Genomic DNA, 22,100 nt, shown 5'->3' with positions numbered 1-22,100 from the left:
GGAGCAAGCATGAACGCACGTCAGAATTTTGCACACACAGTTACCAAAAACAATGACCCACAAAAGGAACAAAAAGACCTGCTGACCTATTGGCTGGACCAATGGGCCATGTGGATGAACAACAACCACGCAGAAATCGCCCGCGACACCGGCATCGGTGGCGGCATCATCGGCAAAAACGCCCTCAGCAATTATTGCGTTGCCAGTGACGATTGCCACGCCGTCTGGGATATGGAAAGAGAGAAAAAAGTCAAAGAGATAGACTGCCTCATCAACGACCTGCGCCTCGAACAACCCTGGACCTACTGGGCCATCTGCAAACACCTGGGCCTGATGAACTTCTGGAAGTATCCCAGGCTAGACCCGCAAGAAGCCTTTATCAACGCGCTGGACGAACTGCAATACCTCGTCGAAGAACGCAAGCTGGTTTTGTAAGCCCGGCACAATAAACCACGCGCACTTTACTGACTCATATCCAGTAGTGTGCGCCGTGCGCACTACATCGCATCACACGCACCACCCGTACTACTCGCACCACCCGTACTACTCGTACCACCCGCACCACCCGCACCACCCGTACCATTTCCGGTCATTTTTTTTCAAATATCCAAATCAACACAGGGACGCACGGCGCACCTTGCACTGGGCAATTGCCGTAGTGCAGGGCGCATCGCCATGCGCAACAACAATGCCACAACAAGGCAACAAGCTTGCATCCCCATTCAAAAACACATAAGGAACAACCATGCCAAACAGAAGCAGCATACGCGGCCGCGACGGCCTGTACTACCACATCCCCGATTTTGACGAGCTTGACGGCTACGATGATTTCGATCCACGAGCTTACAACCAGAATCTGGCAGACGATCTGCAATTGTCAGACCTGGGGCCCAACATTCCCCGCTTGAAGCCCAATACCATTGTCAGTAGAGGTGGTAGTGATGAAGACCGCTACAGCCTGCCGTTTTCTGCTGACTGGGGCAGCCGCATCTCGCCAGCAGATATGGACATCAGGCGAGCTGCCGCAGATGACCACTTCTATGGCGGCAGTCCACAAATCTACACACCGGTGCAGGATTTATTTTCTCGTGCCACGCCAGGACAAAGCGACCCAGGCAATATGTTTGATTCCTTGCCCGGGATCATCGCGAAGCAAGGACCACCAAGTTTTACAGACCGCGATACCGGCGCCATGAGCTGGGCAACACCTTACGACAAGCCTGAAACGACACCGTTACCAGAAGATGTCACCATTTTTGGACCGGGTGCGGGTAAAGCAAAATTTTCTAAAAAATGGTCGCCACCACCAGCGGGTTATTACTATTGGCAGGAATTGACCGATGAAATGCCGCAGTTGAGAAAGTTCGAAACTCCCGATCAATCAAGGATGCCCGATTCTTTACGAATGCTACATGCCGGGAGGCCGAATGAACGCATGGAATTGGACAGGACCGACTATGCGGCAAAGCTGAGAGTAAAGAACAATCTCGAACTCGCTTTGCTTGGGCCAATTTTTAATGCTCCCGGCTTTTATACCCGCCTGTTTGGCGGAAATGAAGAACAAGTCGAATCCGCAAATCAGCTTGGCGCCATAGGGCTTGATATTGCAGGGGCAAGGGTTGGTAGACCGCGAAGTAGTACTACTTATGACAGTCAACAATTATGGGGAAGCAATACAGTTCCTCCATCTCGCAGAGCGAATTTTTTTAATACAAATTCAGGCTTCAGTAGTAGAGTGAATGCAATTCGCGACAGCATGCGACCTGAAAGCGGCTTCATGTCAGAAGCCGGGCTTAAGGAACAACGCACTTTTTCAAAAGCTGATTTACCAGCTGACTGGAGGACGCAGCTGGATAAAATCACGATATTTCCCAACCAGGCGAATGCTGAGTTTTTGGCACAACAAGCGGTGAAAGAAGTGCAAAACGACGCAAAATCAGGAATGGTAACCGCTTTCATTGACAAGGCAGGGGGAGTGAAACTCGGATATAGCATTAACCCTCGAGGAAAATTAAAGATTCCGTCAATAGAGAATTCTTTCGTAAAAGAGCTGATCGACCAAAACAATTTACATCCAGATACCGCAGGATTTCGCGGCACCTGCGCCGAACCTCAGGTTTTTTCCCAGATATTGAATAATAATGACCAACCGTGGGGCTTTATGGGAGCAGCCCAGCTACATGATCCTACAGGCAATATCAGAGCCGCCTGCCAGAATTGTGGTTCGATCAATCGCTATTTTGGCGTTGGTTATCGGGATCAGGATGTGGGAGTAGTTCCTTCAACAAGATAGAAATAACTTATATCGCCAATTCGCGATGAATTTTCCGTCGCCTCCTCATTGGAGGCGGTGTGCATAGTAGCAGGTACGGCTAAACGTTGAAAATGCATACCGTGTAGAATATTCGTATCAAAAAATTCTTGTTGATGAAGAATATCGACAATGCAAAGACTCATTATTCTAGAGAAGAAAATGAACGAAAAAAATCATGTCCCACAAAACCAAAACCCGGATTGGATAAGTCACCCACTGGTTGGTCAGTACAGGTACCGCGCCGAACACAATGACTGGATTGCAGAAGCAAAAGTACATGGGATAGATTATCCTGTTTCGATAAATGCAATGGGAAGCGAACCGATTCAAGCGCAAATGGACACATTTGCAGAGTTGATTGCGAGGCTGCCTGAAATCATTGCCTCATCAAATTTGCCTGATGCCCCAACTGAAGAGTGGCGGAACAAGCACCCCGATTATCGCTTGCTTGATGCAAAGATTGGGTATTTGTCCTTACGTAAAGACCACAGTTTTGTTATTTTTCTCGATGCCTTTCCTGAAGACGACTGGGGGCCAATATTTGGCATATCCCCGGACTTTATCGTCACGGAAGCTATATGGGGTGTTTGAGGCACTGAAAATTATCTTTACTTTAGTAAAGAAAAGAAAATGAACGAAAAAATCATGCCCCACAAACCCAAAACCCGGATTGGATAAGTCACCCCCTGGTTGGTCAGTACAGGTACTGTGCCGAACACAATAACTGGATTGCGGATGCATCTGTGCGTGGTATTGATTACCAGATCAGAATACGGGCAAAGGGAACCGAACCCTCCAAAGTGCAAATTGACAGGTTTGCAGAATTGATTGCAAGGTTGCCTGAAATCATTGCTTCTTCCAATTTATCGGATGCGCCCACGGATGAATGGAGGAGCAAGCACCCTGAATACCGGCTTGCCAGCGCACGAATCTCATTTATTCGTATGCACGAGGATGGCAGTTTTTTTTGAGTTTTGCTGCCTATCCTGAAGACGACTGGATCCCTATGTTTGATATCTCTCCCGAATTCAAAGTCACATTGGCTGATTGGGGGGGATTCAGTCCGCGTAGGTACGATTAGCGCAGCGTAATCGTACGCATGCAGTGCCATCAATAACCAAAGACCTCAAGCAAATACTGTATTCGTCATTGATCCATCCGTGCACGAGTGCGGTGTATACTTGATCCAATATCAAAAAGCCGTCGTGCTTTTCAATCAGTAAATAGAGTTGCGGCTCACATGCGTACGATTACGCTGCGCTTGTATCTACGCGGGCTTAATGAAATCAAAGAAAGGTGGACAATGAACGACTTGATGAACAGAATCAGCAACCCTGGGTATAAAGAGCGCGATTTGCTCATTGATGAGTTAAACGACCTCATTGTTTATGGGGAGGTGAACCCGACAGATCTGGAATCTATCGTGAAGCAATTAATGAATCAACTCAAACATGAAGCTGAGCAATAGCAGTGCAGGAAGCCCCACATTTCACTGACAAGGAAAAATAAATGAACGAAGATAATTCAGAATCACAAGACACTAGAGCAGGCTTGATAGATCACCCGCTTGTTGGTCAATACGTACAAAATATCAAATCCAATTCTTGGTTTGCCGAGACGCCTGTTGGCAATCACAACTATCCGATTGATGTATACGCCCCTGGTAAAGCGCCGACAGCTGTGCAAATCGACAGCATGATCAAATTGCTTGCGCGCCTCCCTGACATCATTGCTTCTTCCAACTTGCCTGAGGCACCAACCAATGAATGGATGATAAAGCACCCTGATTATCGGCTAGTCAACGCACGAATTTCTGTTTTGTATTTGTACGAAGATGGTAGCTTTTATGTCTGTCTCGATGCCTATCCTGAAGATGACTGGTCCCCTGCATTTAAAATCTTTCCCGATTTCAAAGTTAGAGAAGCCGCGTGGGTTGTATAAGCAAAAAATTTGGTGTTAATTTGGTGTTGATTTGGTGTTATATCGGATCTGGTTCAAGGGAGCAGGAATTGAGAGTAGCCTGCGTAGATACAATTAGCGTACCCAATATCAGAAAAAAATCAGATGTCAAATCAAACAAATTTAGAACCCTCATACTGGAATCCTGAACTGATTCCCCACCCTCTGTTCGGACAATTCAGGCGAAGATCCTTGGGCGATTGGAATGCTCACACTGCCGTGTACGGCATTGACTATCCAATCAGGATAACCGCAGAGGGAAACGAACCACGCCAAGCGCAAATTGAAATCAAAGAAAGGTGGACAATGAGCGACTTGATGAACAGAATCAGCAACCCTGGGTATAAAGAGCGCGATTTGCTCATTGATGAGTTAAACGACCTCATTGTTTATGGGGAGGTGAACCCGACAGATCTGGAATCTATCGTGAAGCAATTAATGAATCAACTCAAACATGAAGCTGATCCAGCTGTCAATGAGAGCATATTCAATCTGCTTGCAACAGTATTCGACAATGGGGATTTAACACACTTGATTGCAGATGAAACTGCTGAACTTTTAAACCAGCTTCCAGCCATATGTCTGGTACATGCAATACCGATCATTGCATACTCACATCGACCAGACAACTCAAGCTTATTGCAGCCGTTTATCCATGACAAAGATGACGAAGTGAGAAAGATGATATCAGAGATATTGAAAGAATTGAACGAGTAGACAAACATCCTGAACGTTGTTTTGCCGATGTCAATGTCAATTTCGAAAGCGATAAGAAGTTGATGTATCTATACAATCGCAGTGCAAAAATCTCCACATTTCACTGGCAAGGAGAAATAAATGAACGAAAAAAATCATGTCTCTCAAACCCAAAACCCGGGCTGGATAAGTCACCCGCTGGTCGGTCAGTACAGGTACCGCGCCGAACATAATGATTGGATTGCAGATGCACTTTTGCGTGGTATTGATTACCCGATCAGAATACGGGCAAAGAGCCACGAACCAAGCGTAGCGCAAATGGACATATTTGCAGAGTTGATTGCACGGCTGCCTGAAATCATTGCCTCATCTAATTTTCCTGATGCTCCAACTGAGGAGTGGCGAAAAAAGCATCCTGATTACCGACTCCTCAACGCGCCAATCTCTTGTTTATATTTGCACGAAGATGGCAGTTTTTATGTGAGACTTGATGCCTATCCTGAAGACGACTGGCTACCAGGATTTGATATCTCTCCGGACTTTAAAGTCATACTAGCTGAATGGGGCGTGTGAGCTGGCAAATACGAACACCTGCATTTTCAAATCGCGCATGTTCCCGTAGGGGGGGGGCTTTAGCCGCAAATGCTTATCATACTTATTTTTCGCGCCCGAAGCCGTTCTTGCGGGCAGCAATTTCCTTGACGTAGGGCGCATTGCAATGCGCCGTATGTGATCACCGCATTCTCTCGAAAAACATCTTTGCCGTATGCCAAGTGCACATGCGGCGCAATATATTGCGCCCTACATCACGGCAATGAACAAAAAATAGGATATGCCAAAAACTGCGTCATATCGCTGTATCAAGCTCTTGATGCAGGAGAAGAGTTTCTGCGGGAGCGGCTTTAGCTGTGAATGCTTGCAAGGGTCGCAAGCTTCGCGGCTAACGCCGCTCCTACAGGAAGCAATTGCTGTAGTGCAGGGCGCATCGCCATGCGCAACAGCAATGCCACAACAAGGCAACAAGCCTGCATCTCCATTCAAAAACATATAAGGAACAACCATGCCAAACACAAGCAGCATACGCGGCCGCGACGGCCTGTACTACCACATCCCCGATTTTGATGATCTTGACGGCTACGATAATTTCAACGCGCAAGACTATGCCAGTAACATGGCAGATGATTTGTAACTCTCAGACCTCGACCCCAGCATCCGTCTTTTGCCATCCGGCACCGCCATGGGCAGGGCCGACAATGATGAAGGCAGCTACAGGCTGCCATTGTTCGCTGACATGGGCAGCCAGCTCTCCCCGGCAAGCACTGGTGTCAGGCTGATGACAAGAGGAGACAGCATGTCCACTACTGACGCTGGTGGCTTCGGTCGTGAATACCTGCAAGCCAACACCCCCGCGAAGAGCTGGCTGTTGAATACCATGTCGGATAATGGCGAGACAAACAGCGAATCTTCTGCTGCGCAAAATTTAACCCGGCGAAATACGGGATTACTCAGCAGATTTGATACTTCGGCTCCGCAGGAAAATCGCTTCGGCATCATTAATCCTGATGACCTGCAAGAAGGCAATCCAACATATACCCCGTATGGCAGAGAGAAAGTAGCAGATGACGATAGCGTTAAATTCTTGCCAGATTATTCTTTGGGCGCAAGTCTTACAGAAAGGATTCGTCCTGAGGATGTAGGAAGCCTGTCCCTGCAAGGAGACGTTAGAAGATTGCGTGGCATGCCCGCCTTGACGCGAGAAGAAGTAGAAAGCGGAGTCAATATCCCGTTCAAGATAGATGACTTGCTCGGTAATGCTGCAGACCTCAGATTTGCACCTCGTAAACACACTATCCGGCGTGGTGATAATCCCTCGCTGCTCGGTAAGCAATATTTTAATGATGGCCGGGCAGGGATGTCCATCCTTGCTCAGAATGGGCTAGCAACTTCCGTCGATGGCGCACGCAATTTGCCAGTTGGACGCGTCTTGACTATTCCGGATAACATCAGCAATGCGAACCTGCGTGCAGGTGGCCAGTTTATTGCTGATGATACGTCTGCAAGGCAGCAGGCTATTGAATCTGCGCAACGACAGCAAGCTGAACAATCAAACGCGCAGGCCAGCGTTGGGAATGGCGCCAGGCAACCCAGTAAAAGCGAACTCATCTCATCATTTAACGGCATTAAAGAAGGCATCAAGGATGTCGGTCGGAAATTGGAAGAGAAACACGGTGGCGATATCTTTAGTAAGGGATTTGACCAAAATTCCATTTACATTACCACCTACGCAGATATCAATAAAAAAAATCCGGAATTGGGTTGGACTGGTCTCGCGCCATTTGCATCGAACGAAGTTCGTGCCGCACTCGCGTGGCTTGCCAAGCGGTCTTTGAGAAATAGAGGTGAGTCAGTTGAAGGTAAATATTTTTTATCGGCCACACCTGATAGAGGATTGGATAGCTCTTCCATGCCTGGCATGGCCTTTGATAACCTTGCTGAAGGAAATAAGCAAGTATTTGAAGACATTACGCCGTATCTGCGCTTTTATCAGCAGCATGGTGTCGCTAAATTACTCTCTATTGCCAAAGATATTGGCATGAAAGATGAAATGAGAGAGGCATTTGAAGCGCTTCAAGTCAGTCAGGAAACCAAAGACCCTGAGCGGGCAGAAATACTTCGTGCTATTTCAGCTAAAAAAATGCTTTATCACGAACAAAAAAACGTTCTTCAAAAAATGTATAGTGAACCAATGATGAGCGGAGGCGCATGGATCAACGGTGCTACCGGTTCACGAATACTGCCATTGGATGTGCATGTTGGTCAAAAGGGGGAGCCCGGCTATTTTGAAATTTCACCAACGGATAAAAGCATTGATCTCTCTAATTTTGATGATCGCTGGGCTTATGCCGGCAAGGGACTGGATCAGTTTACAGGTAGATACAATGGCCCCGCGACACGTGACATAACGCGCCAACAAATTCAGAAAATGACCGACCCTAGAAATCTGTATCAAATCCCATCTGAGCTCGTGCCATATATGAAAATATCAAAGTAATGGAGGCAAAGAACCTGTCCGGGATGTAGGTAGAAAGTGTAGCGTGATCGTACGCATGGCTATCATCGCTGCTATGATAAAAAGCATGATGCACGCATTTACGCTACACTGATTACAACAATAAAAGCAATTTCAGTCTGAAAGGAGTATTGATGAAATTTCAAAAAAAGGCAGCTCCTCAGCTTGACAGCATCATTAATGCGGAAGGGGCGAATATATGATGGGGGGAATGGGTCTTGAACTCGTTTATGTGGGATTTTTTTTTCTATGTTTCTGGGCGGCGGCTTACCTTGCATCAGGGTTTGGTCTTGTCTATGCCTACAAAAGGCGCAGAACCAAACTTTATAAGTCGGTCATTATTGGGGTTTTGTCGCTCTGCGTCTTTGTGCCAACAAGCATTTTCCTGATTAAACGTATTTGGCCCGCCCATATCAATGTGACGGTGGACGAGAGCACGACGATAGACACAATCATGTCGCAAGAAAAAGCACACTGTTTTAAAGTAACCGGGTTCGATAATGAATATTATTGTGATGGCATTATTTTCTATTTGACGGTTCGTCTCTCTGATAAGACTGAATTTCGGGCAAAAGCAAAAAATATCGGGGTGTCTACCTATCCGAATAGCAGGAAAGTGAAATCAATCGATGGCAGTATCAAACAAGGCTTTAGCAAAGAAGAGCTTGCAGGTTATCTCAAGCGCAAGGAAGAACAAAAAAGCGGCGACTTCACTGAAAGCATAATTCCGCAAACAATCTCTGATGAGATAATGGCCTGGTTGTCGCCCAGTGAACAATTTGGTATCAGTCACAGGGGATGCTTCAATAGACCGGATTACCGCCTGTGCCTGGAAGCAACTGGAGGAAGGCCTGGAGATTACACTTTGCAATTTGAGATATCAAAAAAATGATCGTCAAAAAATAAGCCTGTCGAAAAGCGGGATGACTGCGGGCGGGGAGCATGTTTGCGCGGCAGGACTAGCCTGATTTCATCAATCGGGCAAAACACAGCACAGCCCATGTAGATACGATTGGTGCAACGTCATCGTACGCGTGTGATGCACAAGTTGACGCAGTGTGCATTACAATATGTTGCATGCCATACGCCTTATTTATCACCATGATTTGCGTGAGAATTTTAACACCCTGCGCGCGCGGCACGCCCCACTGGCATGAATGGGGTATATCATCAAGGGCAAAGACGGCAGCCGGTGTAGGTACGATTAGCGCAGCGTCATCGTACGCATGCAGTGCCATCAATAAGCAAAGACCTCAAGCAAATCTTGTATTCGTCATTTATCCATCCCTGCACGAGTGCGATGTATACTTGACCCAATATCAAAAAGCCGTCGTGCTTTTTAATCAGTAAATAGAGTTGCGGCTCACATGCGTACGATGACGCTGCGCTAATCGTACCTACGCGGGCTTGAATGGGAAAGTGATGTCATCAAAAAAGAAGCACATGCTTGTCCGTGGAATAAAAGCCCTGATCGCGATGTTCGCATTGGCCATCTGCACAAGCACAGTTGCAGCCGCGCCGCCGTTGCCGCTCCAGTCTGGACAATATACGTTCAAGCACAGATTTGCAGAACAACCCAACATGCCCAGCCTGGTGCTGACTGCCAAAATTCGTGGCCATCATATCGTCTTGATCAACCGGCGCGCATCGGAAGTTTTTCCCAAAGGGGTCATTGCCGAGGGCACGCTGATGTGGCATGCAGCCTCGAAACAATGGATCATAGGCACCAGCAAGGACGACCGCTATGCCAGGGATGTTGGTGGCTGTAGCGATGGCCCCGACGTGATTGACTTGCGCAAAAGGATTTACTGGACTTGCTAAGCAGATAGCCTGGTGTGTTGAACCTGTCGCTGCATGCGCCACTTTTGCAATGATGCTTCGCAAAAGATCGCAAAGAGCCGGTTCGGACTGTGCATACTTGGGGCAGGCAGTGCCAGTTTTTTCCAGCGCTTGTGATAGTTTCAGACAGCTGCCTGGATGACGGCGGTGCTGTACAGTGAATGCAATTCCCAACCCAGGCTGGCATACAGTGCCCGGCCCTGAGGCGTCGCCACCAGTGCGCCGCCGTCGATACCGCGCTCTGTGGCGATGGCTTCCAGTTGCTTCATGAGCACACGCCCCAGGCCGCGCCGCTGATGTGGCGCTTGCGTTTCTATGCTGTCATAGATGGCGAGCCCATCGACGAATACGATGCGTCCGGAAGCGGCCACTTCACCCTCTGCCGTCAGCACCCGCACCATGGAGATGGACTGTGCCAGTGTGATATCGAGTTTATATTCCGCTGGCAAATCCGGCGCTGTTGGCATGCGGGTCGCCAGCGTCATCATATAACCGGGACGCTGCATGATCCAGTGGGCAGGCAGTATGGCCCGTAGTGCGGCAGCGGAGGCGCAGGTTTTCAAGAAAATGAAGGGTTCGCTGATGGTGCGCGCCAGGTCTGCGATGCCTGGCAACAGGCCAGGGAAGACATGACGTGCCTTTTGCTCGGGCCAGCCTACATCGACACGCCAGCCACCATGCGCAGCGACAGGCTGGGCGATGCCTCGTGCCAGCGCCCAGCCCTTGAGCCAGCGCCCGACCAGCTCAGGGTCTGCCTGTAGCGAGGCGGCATGCTCATCTTCTGGATAATTTGCATACCGATTGCCTTGGTGTTGTGCATCGAGATGTGCTCTCATTGATTTGTCCCTGAGTGTGCGTTGGTTGCTTAATTATACCCAGCTTGCATGGCTGCCGTGGTGACAAGCCGGATGCTGTCTGGACATCAGGAGGAGGTCACGGACAGAAGGAAAGCCGGTGCGTATATCCCAACGATGAACATAGCAGTGACGTAGCCGTAACGTGAGGCGCAATATATTGCGCCCTACGTCACGGCTGCGTTTAAGTTGGTACGGCGTGCTGCGATTATCCCTCAAAAAAAACGACGCCATACAGTCAGTAGGGTGCGTTATAACGCACCACAAAAGCCGTATCAAAAATTTGATCGTTTTATATAAATACAATGAAAATTATTTATGTAATATTTCCCCTCTCTACATAGCTATCTTCCTGGACGGTGCGTTACAACGCACCCTACGCGTTATGACCGCCCAAAAAAAACGACGCCATGCAGCAAGCAGGCGTCGTTTTTCTTATGTTCCTACGCGCGTAACGCATGAGCATGGCATCCGGTTGACAGGCGGCATGTCGTTTAGAACAACAACACTAAGCCTCGTGCTCTGTGGTTTTTCGCGTCAACGCAAAGTATCCGGGCGGCGTTTTTGGCTTACGTAGCGTGACTACGAAACGCAAAAACGAAATACAAACCAAGCAAGCAACCCAAAACATAAAGAGGGAAATATCATGAACAAACTGATCACCGCCATCATCGCTTCCACAGTTGTTATGGGTAGCGCATTTGCACAAACACCAGCCAGCGCATCTGCTACAGCTGCATCCAAACCAGCAACAGCTGCCGCAGCAGCCAGCGTAGCGAAATCTGCTCCGGCAGCTAAAGTAGTAGCCGCTTCTGCCTCTGCAACAGCATCTACACCAGCAACACCGGCAGACACCAAGCCCGTGACTGACAAGGCCGCCAAGCATGACAAGCACGCCAGCAAAGACATGAAAAAAATTGAATTGAAACCAGCATCTGCATCCGCCGCAGCCAGCGCAGCATCGAAATAAGTTTCAATCGCCAGTAGCAAGAATTTGCACCAGGTATGTACACCGGCAGCATTAGCTGCCGGATAAAAAAACACAGATTTAAAACGCTCACATAATGTAAGGAATCTCACCATGAACAAGCTCATTACTGCCCTGATCGCTTCTACTGTTTTGATGGGTAGCGCATTTGCACAAACGCCTGCCGCACCAGCCAAGGCAGCATCTGCCTCTGCAGTTGCCAGCACACCGGCACCGGCAGCCAAAGCAGCGCCTGCATCCGCAATGGCCGCCACACCAGCACCGGCAGCAGAGGCAAAGCCTGCGGCAGAAGCCAAACCTGCGGTAGAGAAAAAAGTGAAGCATGCCAAGCATGCCAAAAAGGACAAGAAAGCGGACGATGCCAAGGCAGCACCAGCACCAGCAGCAGCCGCTGCCCCGGCAGCATCGAAGTAAGCCGCTAAGCCTGCACCCAGGTGGCTATAACAGCCATGAGGGTTGCAACTGAAGAGATCGACGTGCCTTCCACTTTGGATCGCACGTCGATTTTTTTGTGTTTACGCGGCTAAGAATAATCCCGCTGCCCAGGCTTTTTCAACCTCGATCAGATGGATACTTGCCTGTGCAGGAATGACGGTTGGGGGCAGGTTCTGCAGCCCATACCGGTGGCGAGTAAAAAAAACGACCACGATAGAGTGGTCGCTTGAACCTTGCACTTTCCGTCCAGGTTTTGATTTACCCCTTGCTCGCCAGCACCTCGATATTGACTTCTTTGCTGGCAATGTAATAAGGTACATGCTGGTGGTTGGCGAACATCAGGCGCAGCTTGTGTTTGCCGGGCGGCAGGTTCAGCACGGTTTCTGTTTCGCCTTTGCCAAAATGTTTATAATGCTGGTGCTGGTATTCTTCAGCACTATCAAAGGGAATCGGTTTTTTGATGTCTTGCGGCAGATCCAGGTCGATCAGGATATGGTGATGGCCAGTGCCATCAATATTGCCCGCCTGCACAGGCGCGACACCCATGCCCGAGACTGAAAACGCCACCCTGAAAGGCGAGCGTACTTTGTCACCATCGCGCAGGTTAAGGAAATACAAAGCCTTGTCACCAACCGGAAATGGCAGTGTGCGTTCTACGGCATTGCTGCTGCAGACGGTAGTGTCCGGCGTATTGATGGTTGGCGCAGGTTTGCCCTTGTCGGCAGAAAATGTCAGGCAGGGCAGGGCCAGCAGTGCCGCCAGGTAAGGTGCATAGGTTTTTTTGAACTGAAGTTTCATCTGGATGCCTCTCTGTGGATGGGCCGGAAAACAGATTTTATTATAGAAATTAACAAAGGGATGACAATGTTTTTTATGTTCGTATAGTCGGTAAGAACATGCGCAGGGCCAGGAAATACGCAATTTCTAATGCCCGTGCAGTTAACGACAGCAATCAGATTGCAACTGTGTCTCGCAGACAGGACGTTTGCGCTAGCGCAGGCAATGTGCACACCATGCACATGGTGCGGCATTGCACATGGCGATCTGATTTTGCAATTGATCCAATCTTACGGACGACCATATGAATATACGAACTTATTTAAGCAGCGACTGGCCACGCCTGTGCGCCATCCACGACGCAGCGCGCGTGTTTGAACTGCAGGCAGCGGGTTTGCCAGACGCCTACCTGACGCTGGAGCAAACCGGCAAGAACGAAGGCCTGTTCGACGGCGACATCGTCGTGGCAGAACTTGACGGCCAGGTACAAGGCTTTGCCGCCTGGAGTGAAGGCGAACTGACCTGGCTTTACGTAGACCCGGCCAGCTTCAAGCAAGGCATAGGCAGGCAGTTGCTGCGTCACGCCATCCAGATCCACAACGGCAAACTCGACACCGAAGTCTTGCTCGGCAACGAAGCCGCACTCGCCCTTTACCTGAGCGAAGGCTTCAGGATCGCCGAACACTCGCAAGGCAAGCTGGCCGGCAATGAAAGCTTCAGCGCGTCCGGGTATGTGTTAAGACTTGGGGGAGACTGAAGAACTGTGGCGTTTTACATGTAACAGATATTGTTGATTTTTTCAGCGTACGGCGATTCATACGGCGCATTGAAATGCGCCGTATGTCACGGTAACTTTGAACGGGAATTTGTTCTTGTTGCAGGCATGCGGTGATTGTGCTGCGTTGATCGCATTTACGTAGCTGATAGTATTTGTGCGGGCTACACTTGCAAGGCCCCGGATTGCATTATCCGCTCCAGCCCATCCCATAAAGATTTTACCGAAAGCATTTACAGTACATACCACTGCCGACCCTCAGCTTATCCTATTCTGCACGCCAGGTAAAAGGCACTGATACTTTATAAGCGACAGCTTTGCCATCTTGTACCTTAGGCACAAACGATCCTGCACGGAAATAGGCATCGACGACCTTGAGCAGCAGGGTGTCTGTCTTATGGCTGGAACCATCTATGCTTTTCAGTGTGGCCGGTTTCACTGCGCTGGATTCGACGCTGACATCGCTGACCTGGCCCTTGTCATCAATATTAATCAGATAAGTGACGGCGCCGCTGGCCTTGTTTGTCACGACCAGCCCGGGGTAATACACAAAAGCATTGCCGGGCTTGAAGCCTTCTATGGCTGGTTTGGCGCGCCCTGTTGCGTTGGCCCGCTCAAAATCTTTGGTATAGCCAGCCCCTGTCACGCTGACGCGCAGGAGGAGGGATGAGACCAGGTCTTTGGAATTATCCAGCTTGCTGTCATTGATGGCGTGGCTGACGACCCATAGCATTTCACAATACTCTTGTGGTGTTGGTTGTTTTGCGCCATAAGAGAAACGCTCAATAATGCGTTTGGCATCCGCCTCCGGCCATTGCAAGGCGATGGCATGCAAGCTGCGCGTGGCGATTTTTGCGATCAGCGTGTCGACAGGCCGGTCTCCAGGGCGCGGTGTATTTAGCCGGACAAATTCAGTGTGCAATGCCTTTGGCAGTGAGATGCCGAGCTTGTCCGCATTGTCATTGAGCAATCGCTGACGCTCTTCAGTGACGAAACTCTCCACTTGCGCCGGGCTATAGGTCTGGCAGTTTTCTCGGTTCATCGCATAGATTGCATTGGGGCCGTTCATGCGCCACAGCAAGGAAAGACTGTCATCATCCACAAAGTCAAAGCTGCTGACAAAGGCTTTTTGATAATGCTTGCGCCAGTTGGCGAGCAAGTCTTCCATCACGTCTGCCTTGTTTTTTTCCAGCCACGCACGCATATTGTCACGATAGGCACTGTCTTGCCAGAGCTTGTCCAGCACGGTATGGGCCAATTTTATTGTCTGCTCATTTGGATACAAGGGAATAATCGCATACGCACCTTCACTGTCTATCTGCTGGTGTAGATAAGCCTGAAACTGCGCAGCGTCAACCGGCGCGGCCGCACTTGCGCTGACTGACAAGCTCAAAGTCAGGATGGAAATAGCATTTTTTGTAAAGCGTAAAAACATGGGAGTATCCAGGGAGATTTTTTAGAGTATGTTTGCGGTAGAGATCGTGAGTAGATGTTATGTAGGTACGATTAGCAAAGCGTGATCGTACGCATGCCAGGCATACAGAGTCCACCAACTGTAGGGTAAATCCAGCATGACACATATCACTCACTGCCAGCTGCATCAGCCGCCACATCTCCACACCAGTTGAGAGGATACACGTCTTCGCTCACATAGCGATGAAAAGTAGAGTAAGGCCAGTCACAAACACGCTGGACCAGGCCATGCTTGAGTGGGTTGACATGCACGTAATCGACATGTCTTTGGAAATCCAGTTCGTCGCGTATCAGATGCTCCCAATAATGGCGTTGCCAGATGCCGCGCTCACCGGCTGCCATGCGTGCGGCGGAGAGTGATTCTGTTTTTGGCAGGGCGCGTGAGAAACCACTTTTGATGAGCCGCCAGCGCATGCTGAAGTCGCTGTCGCCTTCAGGCAGGGTGAAGATGCAATGCATGTGCTCTGGCAAGACTACCCAGGCGTCGATGTGGAATGGGTATTTCTGACGAACATTCTTGATTACTTGCCGCAACAGATCAATCTCACGCACCAGCAAGTCATTGCCATGCCGTTGCAACAGGTTCACGGTGAAAAACCATGTGCCACCAGAGACGAATGCGCGGCGATAGTTGGGCATGTGTATTTGAGTGGTTATGGTTAATTTAGCGGAGATCATGCGTACGATTACGCTGCGCTAATCGTACCTACGCGGGCTTGCCACCTAAACAGCAGGTTCAGTCAACTGGTAATAACGGCGCATGCCAGGCAGATGAAACAGGCAGGCATAAATGCCGAGCGAAGTGAGCAGTGTTTCTACAGTCAGTTCGCCAATGCTCAGGCCCTCCTGCGTCATCCATGTCGATGGATAACAGGCCAACATCAGCAACAGTACTGGCTGCATGAATACCAAGACCCAGCGCGCCCAGGGTTTGCGTGCAGCCATACCCCATGAACCCGTCGCGCCCATCGCTAAAGAAACTGCAAGCACAACACTTGTACCGGTAGTCCAGAGATCAAGGTAAGTCATTTCCCTGCCATCGACCTCCCAGTTAAACAGGGGCAGCAGCAGCAAGAGAAGCAGCAACGGACACACCAACATTCCTCCATAACACAAGACACGTATCACAAATGGAAGCTCCTTCGTGTTGTTGATAAGGTGTGCAAGCTTGGATATCATCGAGTTCGCAAGGGTAATTGATTGGCAACAGCCGCCATTCTATCGCATTCTGTTTCACAGTCAGCTCGTGTAGGTACGATTAGCGCAGCGTAATCGTACGCATGGTCAGCTGCAATTCTTTATACGGCTTGAAAAAGCAAGACTGCATTATGATCTTGAGTCAAGAATTCATCATACTCGTGCAGAGATGAATGGACAGTGGTCATGAGATTTACTTGAAGTTTTTCGTTATTTTCGGCGCATCATGCGTACGATTACGCTGCGCTAATCGTACCTACGTGATTATACATTTTCCTTACTTGCGTGCGCCCTGCACACTTACTCCAAGCTGTTCGGCCAGCTGCTTCGCCGCTTCCGACATTGCCGGTGCTACGGCTTCGTATGCCGTGCCATTCAGGCGCACGGTTAATACTTTGTGTTCACGTTTGAGCAGTTTGCGGCCTTGGTCCAGTACGACCCAGCTGGCTTCCAGTGTGAGCTGGTCGCCGTTGTTGATGAGTAGCTGGTCTACCTGTACTTTGACGAGGTAGCGGGGCAGGTTGTTGGATGTATTGGCGGCGATGCCTGCGCTGATGCCGGTATCGGATGAGAGCCAGGCGTCGGGCAGGCGGGTGCGCAGGTGGGCGATGAGGGCGAGGGTCAGTTGTTCGTCCAACGGGGCTATCCAGCGTTGTTCGTCAGAGATGATGGATTCTGTGGCGGACTTTTGGATGACCAGTTGCTGGCGGTTGACGGCTTCTGGCAGTTTGACGGTGGTGATGACGAGTTCATACTGCGGTTCTGCCTGATTGCTGGTCGTCAGCGGATAGTCGAGGCGGTACAGGTGTTCGACTGGCGGCGTGGCGCAGGCGGTCAGCAGCAGGGTAAGCAGGGAAATCGTCAGGACGTGTGTGCTTCGCATCATGGTTTTACCTTTTGTTTGCCAAACACCAGGGCATCGGGGTGGCGTTCGAGCATGTCGGCCAGGTTGGCGACGGCGCGGGCGGACTTGGCGACTTGCTTGAGTGATTCGCGCATGTCTTGTTGCAGCGGTGCGTCTTCTGCCAGCAGGGCGTTGGCGCTGTTGAGGGTGCCGCGTGCCTCTTTGAGGGTGGAGGTCAGTTCTGGCGTGACTTCAACATCAAGGCGGCGCACCAGTTTTTCTGTGCTGGCGAGTGTGGTGTTGAGCTTGTTCAGGGCTTGCACCAGTTCATCGGATATTTTGTCGAAAGGCAGCTTGTCTATCTTCTTGGCGATGCGGCCTACGGTGTCTTGTATTTCACCCAGGCCGCCACCGACGGTGGGCAGCACGGGGTAGTCAGTACGCCAGTCCATTTTTGCGGGAGCGGCATCGGGGAAGAAATCGAGGGCGATGTATAACTGGCCGGTCAGCAGATTACCGCTGCGCAGTTGGGCGCGCAGGCCGCGGGCGATGAGGTGGTCTAGCAGCGATCTTTCTTTGGCTTCGGTATCGTCGTCTGGCAGGCGGGCACCTGATCTGACGCGGGATTTGAGGCGGTCAGGGTAGAGGCTGACTTCGACCGGGAAGCGCGGCAGGCGGCCATTCTCGGCAAATTCCACGCCCAGGGATTTAACCTCGCCAATGACAATGCCGCGCAAATCGACAGGCGCACCTTTGGACAAACCACGCAGGGTTTCAGGGAAGTACATGAGGAAGTTGCGCACCTTGGTGTCGGGAGCGCGCATGGCATGTTCGCGATCTTCAAACAGGGGGAAGACGGAACCCTCGAATGCGGGTTTGCCACCTGGCAGGGCATCATCATGTTCCTGGAAGGCGAGGCCGCCTTCGATCAATGATGTCAGCGATTCTGTAGTGACGCGCAGGCCGTTGGCATCAAGCTGCATGTCAACACCGCTGGCATGCCAGAAGCGGGTATCTTCAGTCACGTACTGGTCATAGGGCGCGTCGATGAAGACGCGGATGGTGACGCCCTTGCCATCACGGTCAAGCTGGAACTTGGTGACGTGGCCGGCATTGATGTGGCGGAAGAAGATAGGTGAGCCGTAATTGACCGAGCCGGTCTGCGCACCATGCAAGACAAATTCTCGTCCGGGTGAATCGCGGTTGATCAGGGGCGGTTCTTCCAGCCCGGTGAATTCATTGGTGGTCTCAGTAGCTGTGCCCACATCAACGCTGATGTAATTGCCAGACAAGAGGGTGGACAGGCCAGAGACCGAGCCGCCAGAAATGCGCGGTTTGACGATGAAGAAGCGGGTGTCGGTCGCCAGGATGTCTGACGCGCTCTTGATCAGTTGCGCCGTGATCAGCACGCGCTTGCGGTCTGGTGACAGGGCAATGGCCTTGACATGGCCGACATCCACATCCTTGTAACGCAGCCTGGTCTTGCCTGCTTCCAGCCCCTCGGCTGATTTAAAGGTGATGGTGATGACCGGACCCTGGCTGGTAACGCTTTGTACCACCAGCCAGATGCCGATGAGGGCGGCAATGATGGGCACGGCCCAGATGAAGGAGGGCAGGCGGCGCTGTGGTTTGACCTTGACGACGGGTACCATGGCATCTACCTCATCAACTGTATCGGCTGCATTCGCGGTATTAGTGGCATTTGCGGTATTTGCGGCAGCCTCTGCAGGTTTTTCTGCAGGAGGTGTGGCGGGTTTTTCTGAAGTTGGATCACTCATGCGTCTTTGTTACCCAGATTAAACGTGAATCAAAGCTTTGTGCCGACAACATCGTCAACACCACCACAGCACCAAAAGCCAGCGCGCCACCGCCGGGGTGTATTGCCGCCAGTGACTGAAACTGCACCAGTGCCACCAGCACTGTCACCACATACACATCGAGCATCGACCAGCGCCCCACGGCTTCTATCATGCGGAACAATTGTGTGCGCTGCAAAGGGTTCCAGGCAGATTTTTTCCAGCAGGTGAAGAGCAGCAGGCTGATGGAAAACAGCTTGAGCAAAGGCACGACGATGCTGGCAAAGAATACCAGCAAGGCCAATGGCCACGAACCAGAATACAGCAAGACCAGCACGCCGCTCATGATGGTGTCATTCTGCGCACCAAAGATGGTATTGGTTTGCATGACGGGCAAGAGGTTGGCGGGGATATACAGTATCGCCGCGGCCACCAGATAAGCCAGCGATTTTGTCAGGCTGTCTTGATGGCGCAAATGGAGGGACGCGCCGCAAACAGGGCAGTGGGTCGCGGCTTCGTCATGGGTGCAGCACAGGGTTTCGCAAATGTCGCAAGTGATGAGACCAGTAGCAGCGCCCGTCTGGCCAGCCAGATTGGTCGCGGGGATGTGGCGGTATTCGTGTTCAGCCATGGGGCACTCCGGCGGGTGCAGACTTGTTGTCTTCCATATTATCTGCAGCATGTGCCCACAGCCAGACATTGCGCGGCGTAAGTACCGATGTCAGCGCTGCCGTAAAAAAGATCAGTGACGCGCATGACCACAAGGCCGGGCCGATGACAATATCGGCCATGTGCTGCAGCTTGACCAGCGACACCAGCAAGCCCAGCATGAAAATTTCTATCATGCTCCAGGGGCGCAGGGTCTGTAACAGGCGCAAAGGTGCACCCAGGGCGCGTCTGGCGTCACCAAACTTGAGTACGCACAATAAGTAGATGGCTACCGATATCTGCATGGCTGGTGCCAGTATGGTGGTGATAATTACCAATAGCGACAGGATATGCATGCCGTCATCCCACATCGCCAGTGCTGCATGCAGCAGGGTGGTGTCACGGGTGACCTGCTGCACTTTGAGTGACAACAGCGGGAAGCTATTGAGCAGTAACAGCAAAATCACCGTTGTGGCGGCCAGCGCCAGTGCCACGTCAACACTGGCCTTGCCATTCCTGTACAACGTCGCCTGGCAACGCGGGCAACTGGCAGCTTCACCCGTCACCAGAGGTACATCAATGCAAACCAGGTCGCATTCATGACAGACGATAAATTTGTTGGCAGGCTCGATGGCGGGCTTCACGTTTATGGTGCGGGGTCAGGTAGAAATCAAGAAAATAGCGCAAAAACGACAGTTTATGAGTGTAATCAATTTTGGGGATTAATCATAGGATAACGGCGGGGGTACCGTTTTATTGTGACTTTGGCGGGGTTTTGGGGGTAAACAGGCGAGTTGGCATGTAACTATCTTGTTTCCCTGTGTGTGGTAATGACAAACGAATATAAAATTGCCGTGACGTAGGTGCGTAGGGTGCGTTGCAACGCACCGCAAATGAACCACAACAAGAGACGTCATATTATGAATGATGATCAGTCATGCTAGTTTAATGTTCCGGCGAGTTTGAATTTTCAGGGGAACTGGTGCGTTATAACGCACCCTACAAGTTGCTGGTCATTTTATGGGAACGGATTTTTCGCTGTGATGAGAGGTCTTGCTGTCCAGTGACGTAGGGTGCGTTGCAACGCACCGCAGGGCGCGTCATATCACGTATGTTGGTCACAATTGATGTGTGATTCAGGATTTCACGCCCGTCTGATTTTCCCGGGAGCTTGAAATTTCTGGTGGAAATTGCGGCGTTACAAGGCAACCTGCGCACCCTGCATCAATGTCATTCCCTACTTTTGCAGTATCTGACAGGTCTTCAATAAAGCCATCACTTCATCAAATTTTTCTTTGGCAAGTGCGTTTTGGGCTTCGTTGCTGCGGTCGTATTGGTGATAAAGAATGGGGTCGCCGATTTTTTTATTAGCCCAATCCATGTCCAGGCGGCTGTTGCGGCTGAGTCTTAAATAGATGCTGACTGAGTCCAGATAGGTATCGTCATCCGCCAGTTCCTGGTCGGCCTGGTGCCAGACCACCCAGGCATGGATATGCTCAAACGGCACCGTTACCACGCGATTTTTTTCAGGCACAAAACGATAGACTTCTTCTGCTACCAGCAATTGCTGGCTGCAATCGAGATGCAGGGTTTTGGTGCCGACGTGCTGCTTCCTGGTCCGGTAATCACGCACAGGGGTTTGCTTGCGCAGCGACAGCCAGACGCCGGTGGCGTAGGTCAGCAAAACAGTGGCCGTATTCATGGTCGAGTTTGAGATATCGACGAAATTGCGCAGCACTAAAGACAGGATGACAAATGCCGGATAGAGTATCATGGCCCACAGTACCGGCCCCCAGAAAAACAGGCTGACCAGGACAGACCAGAGCGAGGTGTCACTGGTGACGATTTTGAGCATCAATAATTTGCTCTTTTTCCTGAGCGCGTACAGCAATTCACCTTCATTGATGCCATAGCCACCACCGTGGTCGTGTTTGGTTTCAATGGCAAAATTTGTTTGTAACATTCATGTCCTTCGGTGGCATCGTGTTGCTGTCTGTGCTTGAGTATTTGTAGAGTGCGCCGTGCGCACCATCGCATTTATTCATCTTGCTGTAACGGTGCGCATGGCGCACCCTGCGAGCCGCTGCTTATTCCATGCAAACGGATCTTGGGCAGATGGATCCCAGCCTGCGCTGGGATGACGGTAACAGGGCTCAGGGGCATTTTAACTCTTCCCCCGTTTCAATCCGGTTTCGGCTTCTCGTCATACAAGTTTAATCCGGCGTACGACGCACCTTACGGTGACGTGGGCGTAACGGGAGGCGCATTGCAATGCGCCCAGCATCTGTCCATTTTCTGCGATCTTAGGTATGTGAACGATGTCGCTCTCTGTGAACCTCTGTGAAACCTCTGCGTCTCTGTGGTAAAAGGCATTGAAATAAGGCCGATACGCCGACAAAAAAATAAGGCCCCGGGTTTTACCCCGGGGCCTTAAT

The 22,100-nt window shown here is 50.7% G+C and carries 24 protein-coding genes; 14 read left to right on the top strand and 10 right to left on the bottom strand.

The features are described 5' to 3' along the window. Window positions 1-9: 9 nt before the first annotated feature. From AC3WQT_RS01185 to AC3WQT_RS01135, 11 genes are all read left to right on the top strand, one after another. The gene (locus AC3WQT_RS01185; RefSeq protein WP_492701441.1) at window positions 10-435 is read left to right on the top strand and encodes a hypothetical protein; all 426 of its coding nucleotides are present in this window, start codon (window positions 10-12) and stop codon (window positions 433-435) included. A gap of 310 nt (window positions 436-745) precedes the next feature. Then, complete coding sequence (locus AC3WQT_RS01180) at window positions 746-2,293, top strand: hypothetical protein (protein WP_492701439.1); 1,548 nt, start codon at window positions 746-748, stop codon at window positions 2,291-2,293. A 180-nt stretch (window positions 2,294-2,473) separates the two neighbouring features. After that, window positions 2,474-2,905: a hypothetical protein gene (locus AC3WQT_RS01175; RefSeq protein WP_492701437.1), complete on the top strand. Its 432-nt coding sequence runs from the start codon at window positions 2,474-2,476 to the stop codon at window positions 2,903-2,905. Between the two features lie 649 nt (window positions 2,906-3,554). Beyond that, a complete protein-coding gene (locus AC3WQT_RS01170; protein ID WP_492701435.1) occupies window positions 3,555-3,782 on the top strand; it encodes a hypothetical protein in 228 nt (75 codons plus the stop codon). A gap of 41 nt (window positions 3,783-3,823) precedes the next feature. Continuing rightward, window positions 3,824-4,255: a hypothetical protein gene (locus AC3WQT_RS01165; protein ID WP_492701433.1), complete on the top strand. Its 432-nt coding sequence runs from the start codon at window positions 3,824-3,826 to the stop codon at window positions 4,253-4,255. A 123-nt stretch (window positions 4,256-4,378) separates the two neighbouring features. Then, window positions 4,379-4,990 (top strand): hypothetical protein, encoded by a 612-nt coding sequence (locus AC3WQT_RS01160; RefSeq protein ID WP_492701431.1) that lies wholly within the window; start codon window positions 4,379-4,381, stop codon window positions 4,988-4,990. Between the two features lie 120 nt (window positions 4,991-5,110). Next, a complete protein-coding gene (locus AC3WQT_RS01155) occupies window positions 5,111-5,542 on the top strand; it encodes a hypothetical protein (RefSeq protein WP_492701429.1) in 432 nt (143 codons plus the stop codon). Between the two features lie 487 nt (window positions 5,543-6,029). Further along, window positions 6,030-6,158, top strand: a complete 129-nt coding sequence (locus AC3WQT_RS01150) for a hypothetical protein (protein ID WP_492701427.1) — start codon at window positions 6,030-6,032, stop codon at window positions 6,156-6,158. A gap of 162 nt (window positions 6,159-6,320) precedes the next feature. Then, the gene (locus tag AC3WQT_RS01145) at window positions 6,321-8,021 is read left to right on the top strand and encodes a DUF2515 family protein (RefSeq protein WP_492701425.1); all 1,701 of its coding nucleotides are present in this window, start codon (window positions 6,321-6,323) and stop codon (window positions 8,019-8,021) included. A gap of 217 nt (window positions 8,022-8,238) precedes the next feature. Beyond that, window positions 8,239-8,931 (top strand): hypothetical protein, encoded by a 693-nt coding sequence (locus AC3WQT_RS01140; RefSeq protein WP_492701423.1) that lies wholly within the window; start codon window positions 8,239-8,241, stop codon window positions 8,929-8,931. Between the two features lie 530 nt (window positions 8,932-9,461). Further along, window positions 9,462-9,860 (top strand): hypothetical protein, encoded by a 399-nt coding sequence (locus AC3WQT_RS01135; protein WP_492701421.1) that lies wholly within the window; start codon window positions 9,462-9,464, stop codon window positions 9,858-9,860. A 140-nt stretch (window positions 9,861-10,000) separates the two neighbouring features. Here AC3WQT_RS01135 and AC3WQT_RS01130 read toward each other — a convergent pair whose 3' ends face one another. Then, complete coding sequence (locus AC3WQT_RS01130; protein ID WP_492701419.1) at window positions 10,001-10,714, bottom strand: GNAT family N-acetyltransferase; 714 nt, start codon at window positions 10,712-10,714, stop codon at window positions 10,001-10,003. Window positions 10,715-11,378: 664 nt separating this feature from the next. Here AC3WQT_RS01130 and AC3WQT_RS01125 point away from each other — a divergent pair. Together AC3WQT_RS01125 and AC3WQT_RS01120 are read left to right on the top strand one after the other, a co-directional pair. Continuing rightward, the gene (locus AC3WQT_RS01125) at window positions 11,379-11,702 is read left to right on the top strand and encodes a hypothetical protein (RefSeq protein WP_492701417.1); all 324 of its coding nucleotides are present in this window, start codon (window positions 11,379-11,381) and stop codon (window positions 11,700-11,702) included. A gap of 111 nt (window positions 11,703-11,813) precedes the next feature. Next, complete coding sequence (locus tag AC3WQT_RS01120; protein ID WP_492701415.1) at window positions 11,814-12,134, top strand: hypothetical protein; 321 nt, start codon at window positions 11,814-11,816, stop codon at window positions 12,132-12,134. Between the two features lie 279 nt (window positions 12,135-12,413). On the opposite strand, the gene AC3WQT_RS01115 is transcribed toward AC3WQT_RS01120, so the two are convergent. Beyond that, the gene (locus AC3WQT_RS01115) at window positions 12,414-12,953 is read right to left on the bottom strand and encodes a DUF4399 domain-containing protein (RefSeq protein ID WP_492701413.1); all 540 of its coding nucleotides are present in this window, start codon (window positions 12,951-12,953) and stop codon (window positions 12,414-12,416) included. 283 nt (window positions 12,954-13,236) lie between these two features. On the opposite strand from AC3WQT_RS01115, the gene AC3WQT_RS01110 reads away from it, so the two are divergent. Beyond that, window positions 13,237-13,689, top strand: a complete 453-nt coding sequence (locus AC3WQT_RS01110; RefSeq protein ID WP_492701411.1) for a GNAT family N-acetyltransferase — start codon at window positions 13,237-13,239, stop codon at window positions 13,687-13,689. Window positions 13,690-13,975: 286 nt separating this feature from the next. Here the strand turns inward: AC3WQT_RS01110 and AC3WQT_RS01105 are convergent, their stop codons facing one another. The 8 genes from AC3WQT_RS01105 to AC3WQT_RS01070 form a co-directional block, all read right to left on the bottom strand. Beyond that, a complete protein-coding gene (locus AC3WQT_RS01105) occupies window positions 13,976-15,142 on the bottom strand; it encodes an energy transducer TonB (protein ID WP_492701409.1) in 1,167 nt (388 codons plus the stop codon). 146 nt (window positions 15,143-15,288) lie between these two features. Continuing rightward, entirely contained in the window at window positions 15,289-15,819 is a 531-nt protein-coding gene (locus tag AC3WQT_RS01100) for an REP-associated tyrosine transposase (protein WP_492701407.1), read from the bottom strand. An 84-nt stretch (window positions 15,820-15,903) separates the two neighbouring features. Next, on the bottom strand, window positions 15,904-16,275 hold the full coding sequence (locus AC3WQT_RS01095; RefSeq protein ID WP_492701405.1) for a hypothetical protein: 372 nt from the start codon (window positions 16,273-16,275) through the stop codon (window positions 15,904-15,906). Window positions 16,276-16,654: 379 nt separating this feature from the next. Continuing rightward, entirely contained in the window at window positions 16,655-17,263 is a 609-nt protein-coding gene (locus AC3WQT_RS01090; protein WP_492701403.1) for a PqiC family protein, read from the bottom strand. Continuing rightward, a complete protein-coding gene (locus AC3WQT_RS01085) occupies window positions 17,260-18,999 on the bottom strand; it encodes a PqiB family protein (protein ID WP_492701401.1) in 1,740 nt (579 codons plus the stop codon). The genes AC3WQT_RS01090 and AC3WQT_RS01085 overlap by 4 nt, the downstream gene beginning before the upstream one ends. Then, entirely contained in the window at window positions 18,992-19,648 is a 657-nt protein-coding gene (locus AC3WQT_RS01080) for a paraquat-inducible protein A (RefSeq protein WP_492701399.1), read from the bottom strand. Before AC3WQT_RS01080 ends, AC3WQT_RS01085 begins: the two co-directional genes overlap by 8 nt. Continuing rightward, window positions 19,641-20,309, bottom strand: coding sequence for a paraquat-inducible protein A (locus AC3WQT_RS01075; protein ID WP_492701397.1), 669 nt, complete (start codon window positions 20,307-20,309; stop codon window positions 19,641-19,643). The genes AC3WQT_RS01080 and AC3WQT_RS01075 overlap by 8 nt, the downstream gene beginning before the upstream one ends. A 593-nt stretch (window positions 20,310-20,902) precedes the next feature. Further along, on the bottom strand, window positions 20,903-21,628 hold the full coding sequence (locus AC3WQT_RS01070; RefSeq protein WP_492701395.1) for a hypothetical protein: 726 nt from the start codon (window positions 21,626-21,628) through the stop codon (window positions 20,903-20,905). Window positions 21,629-22,100 lie beyond the last annotated feature (472 nt).

The sequence above is a fragment of the Undibacterium sp. FW305-107 genome (genome assembly GCF_058788535.1).
This window is presented reverse-complemented; position numbering and strand designations above follow the sequence as displayed.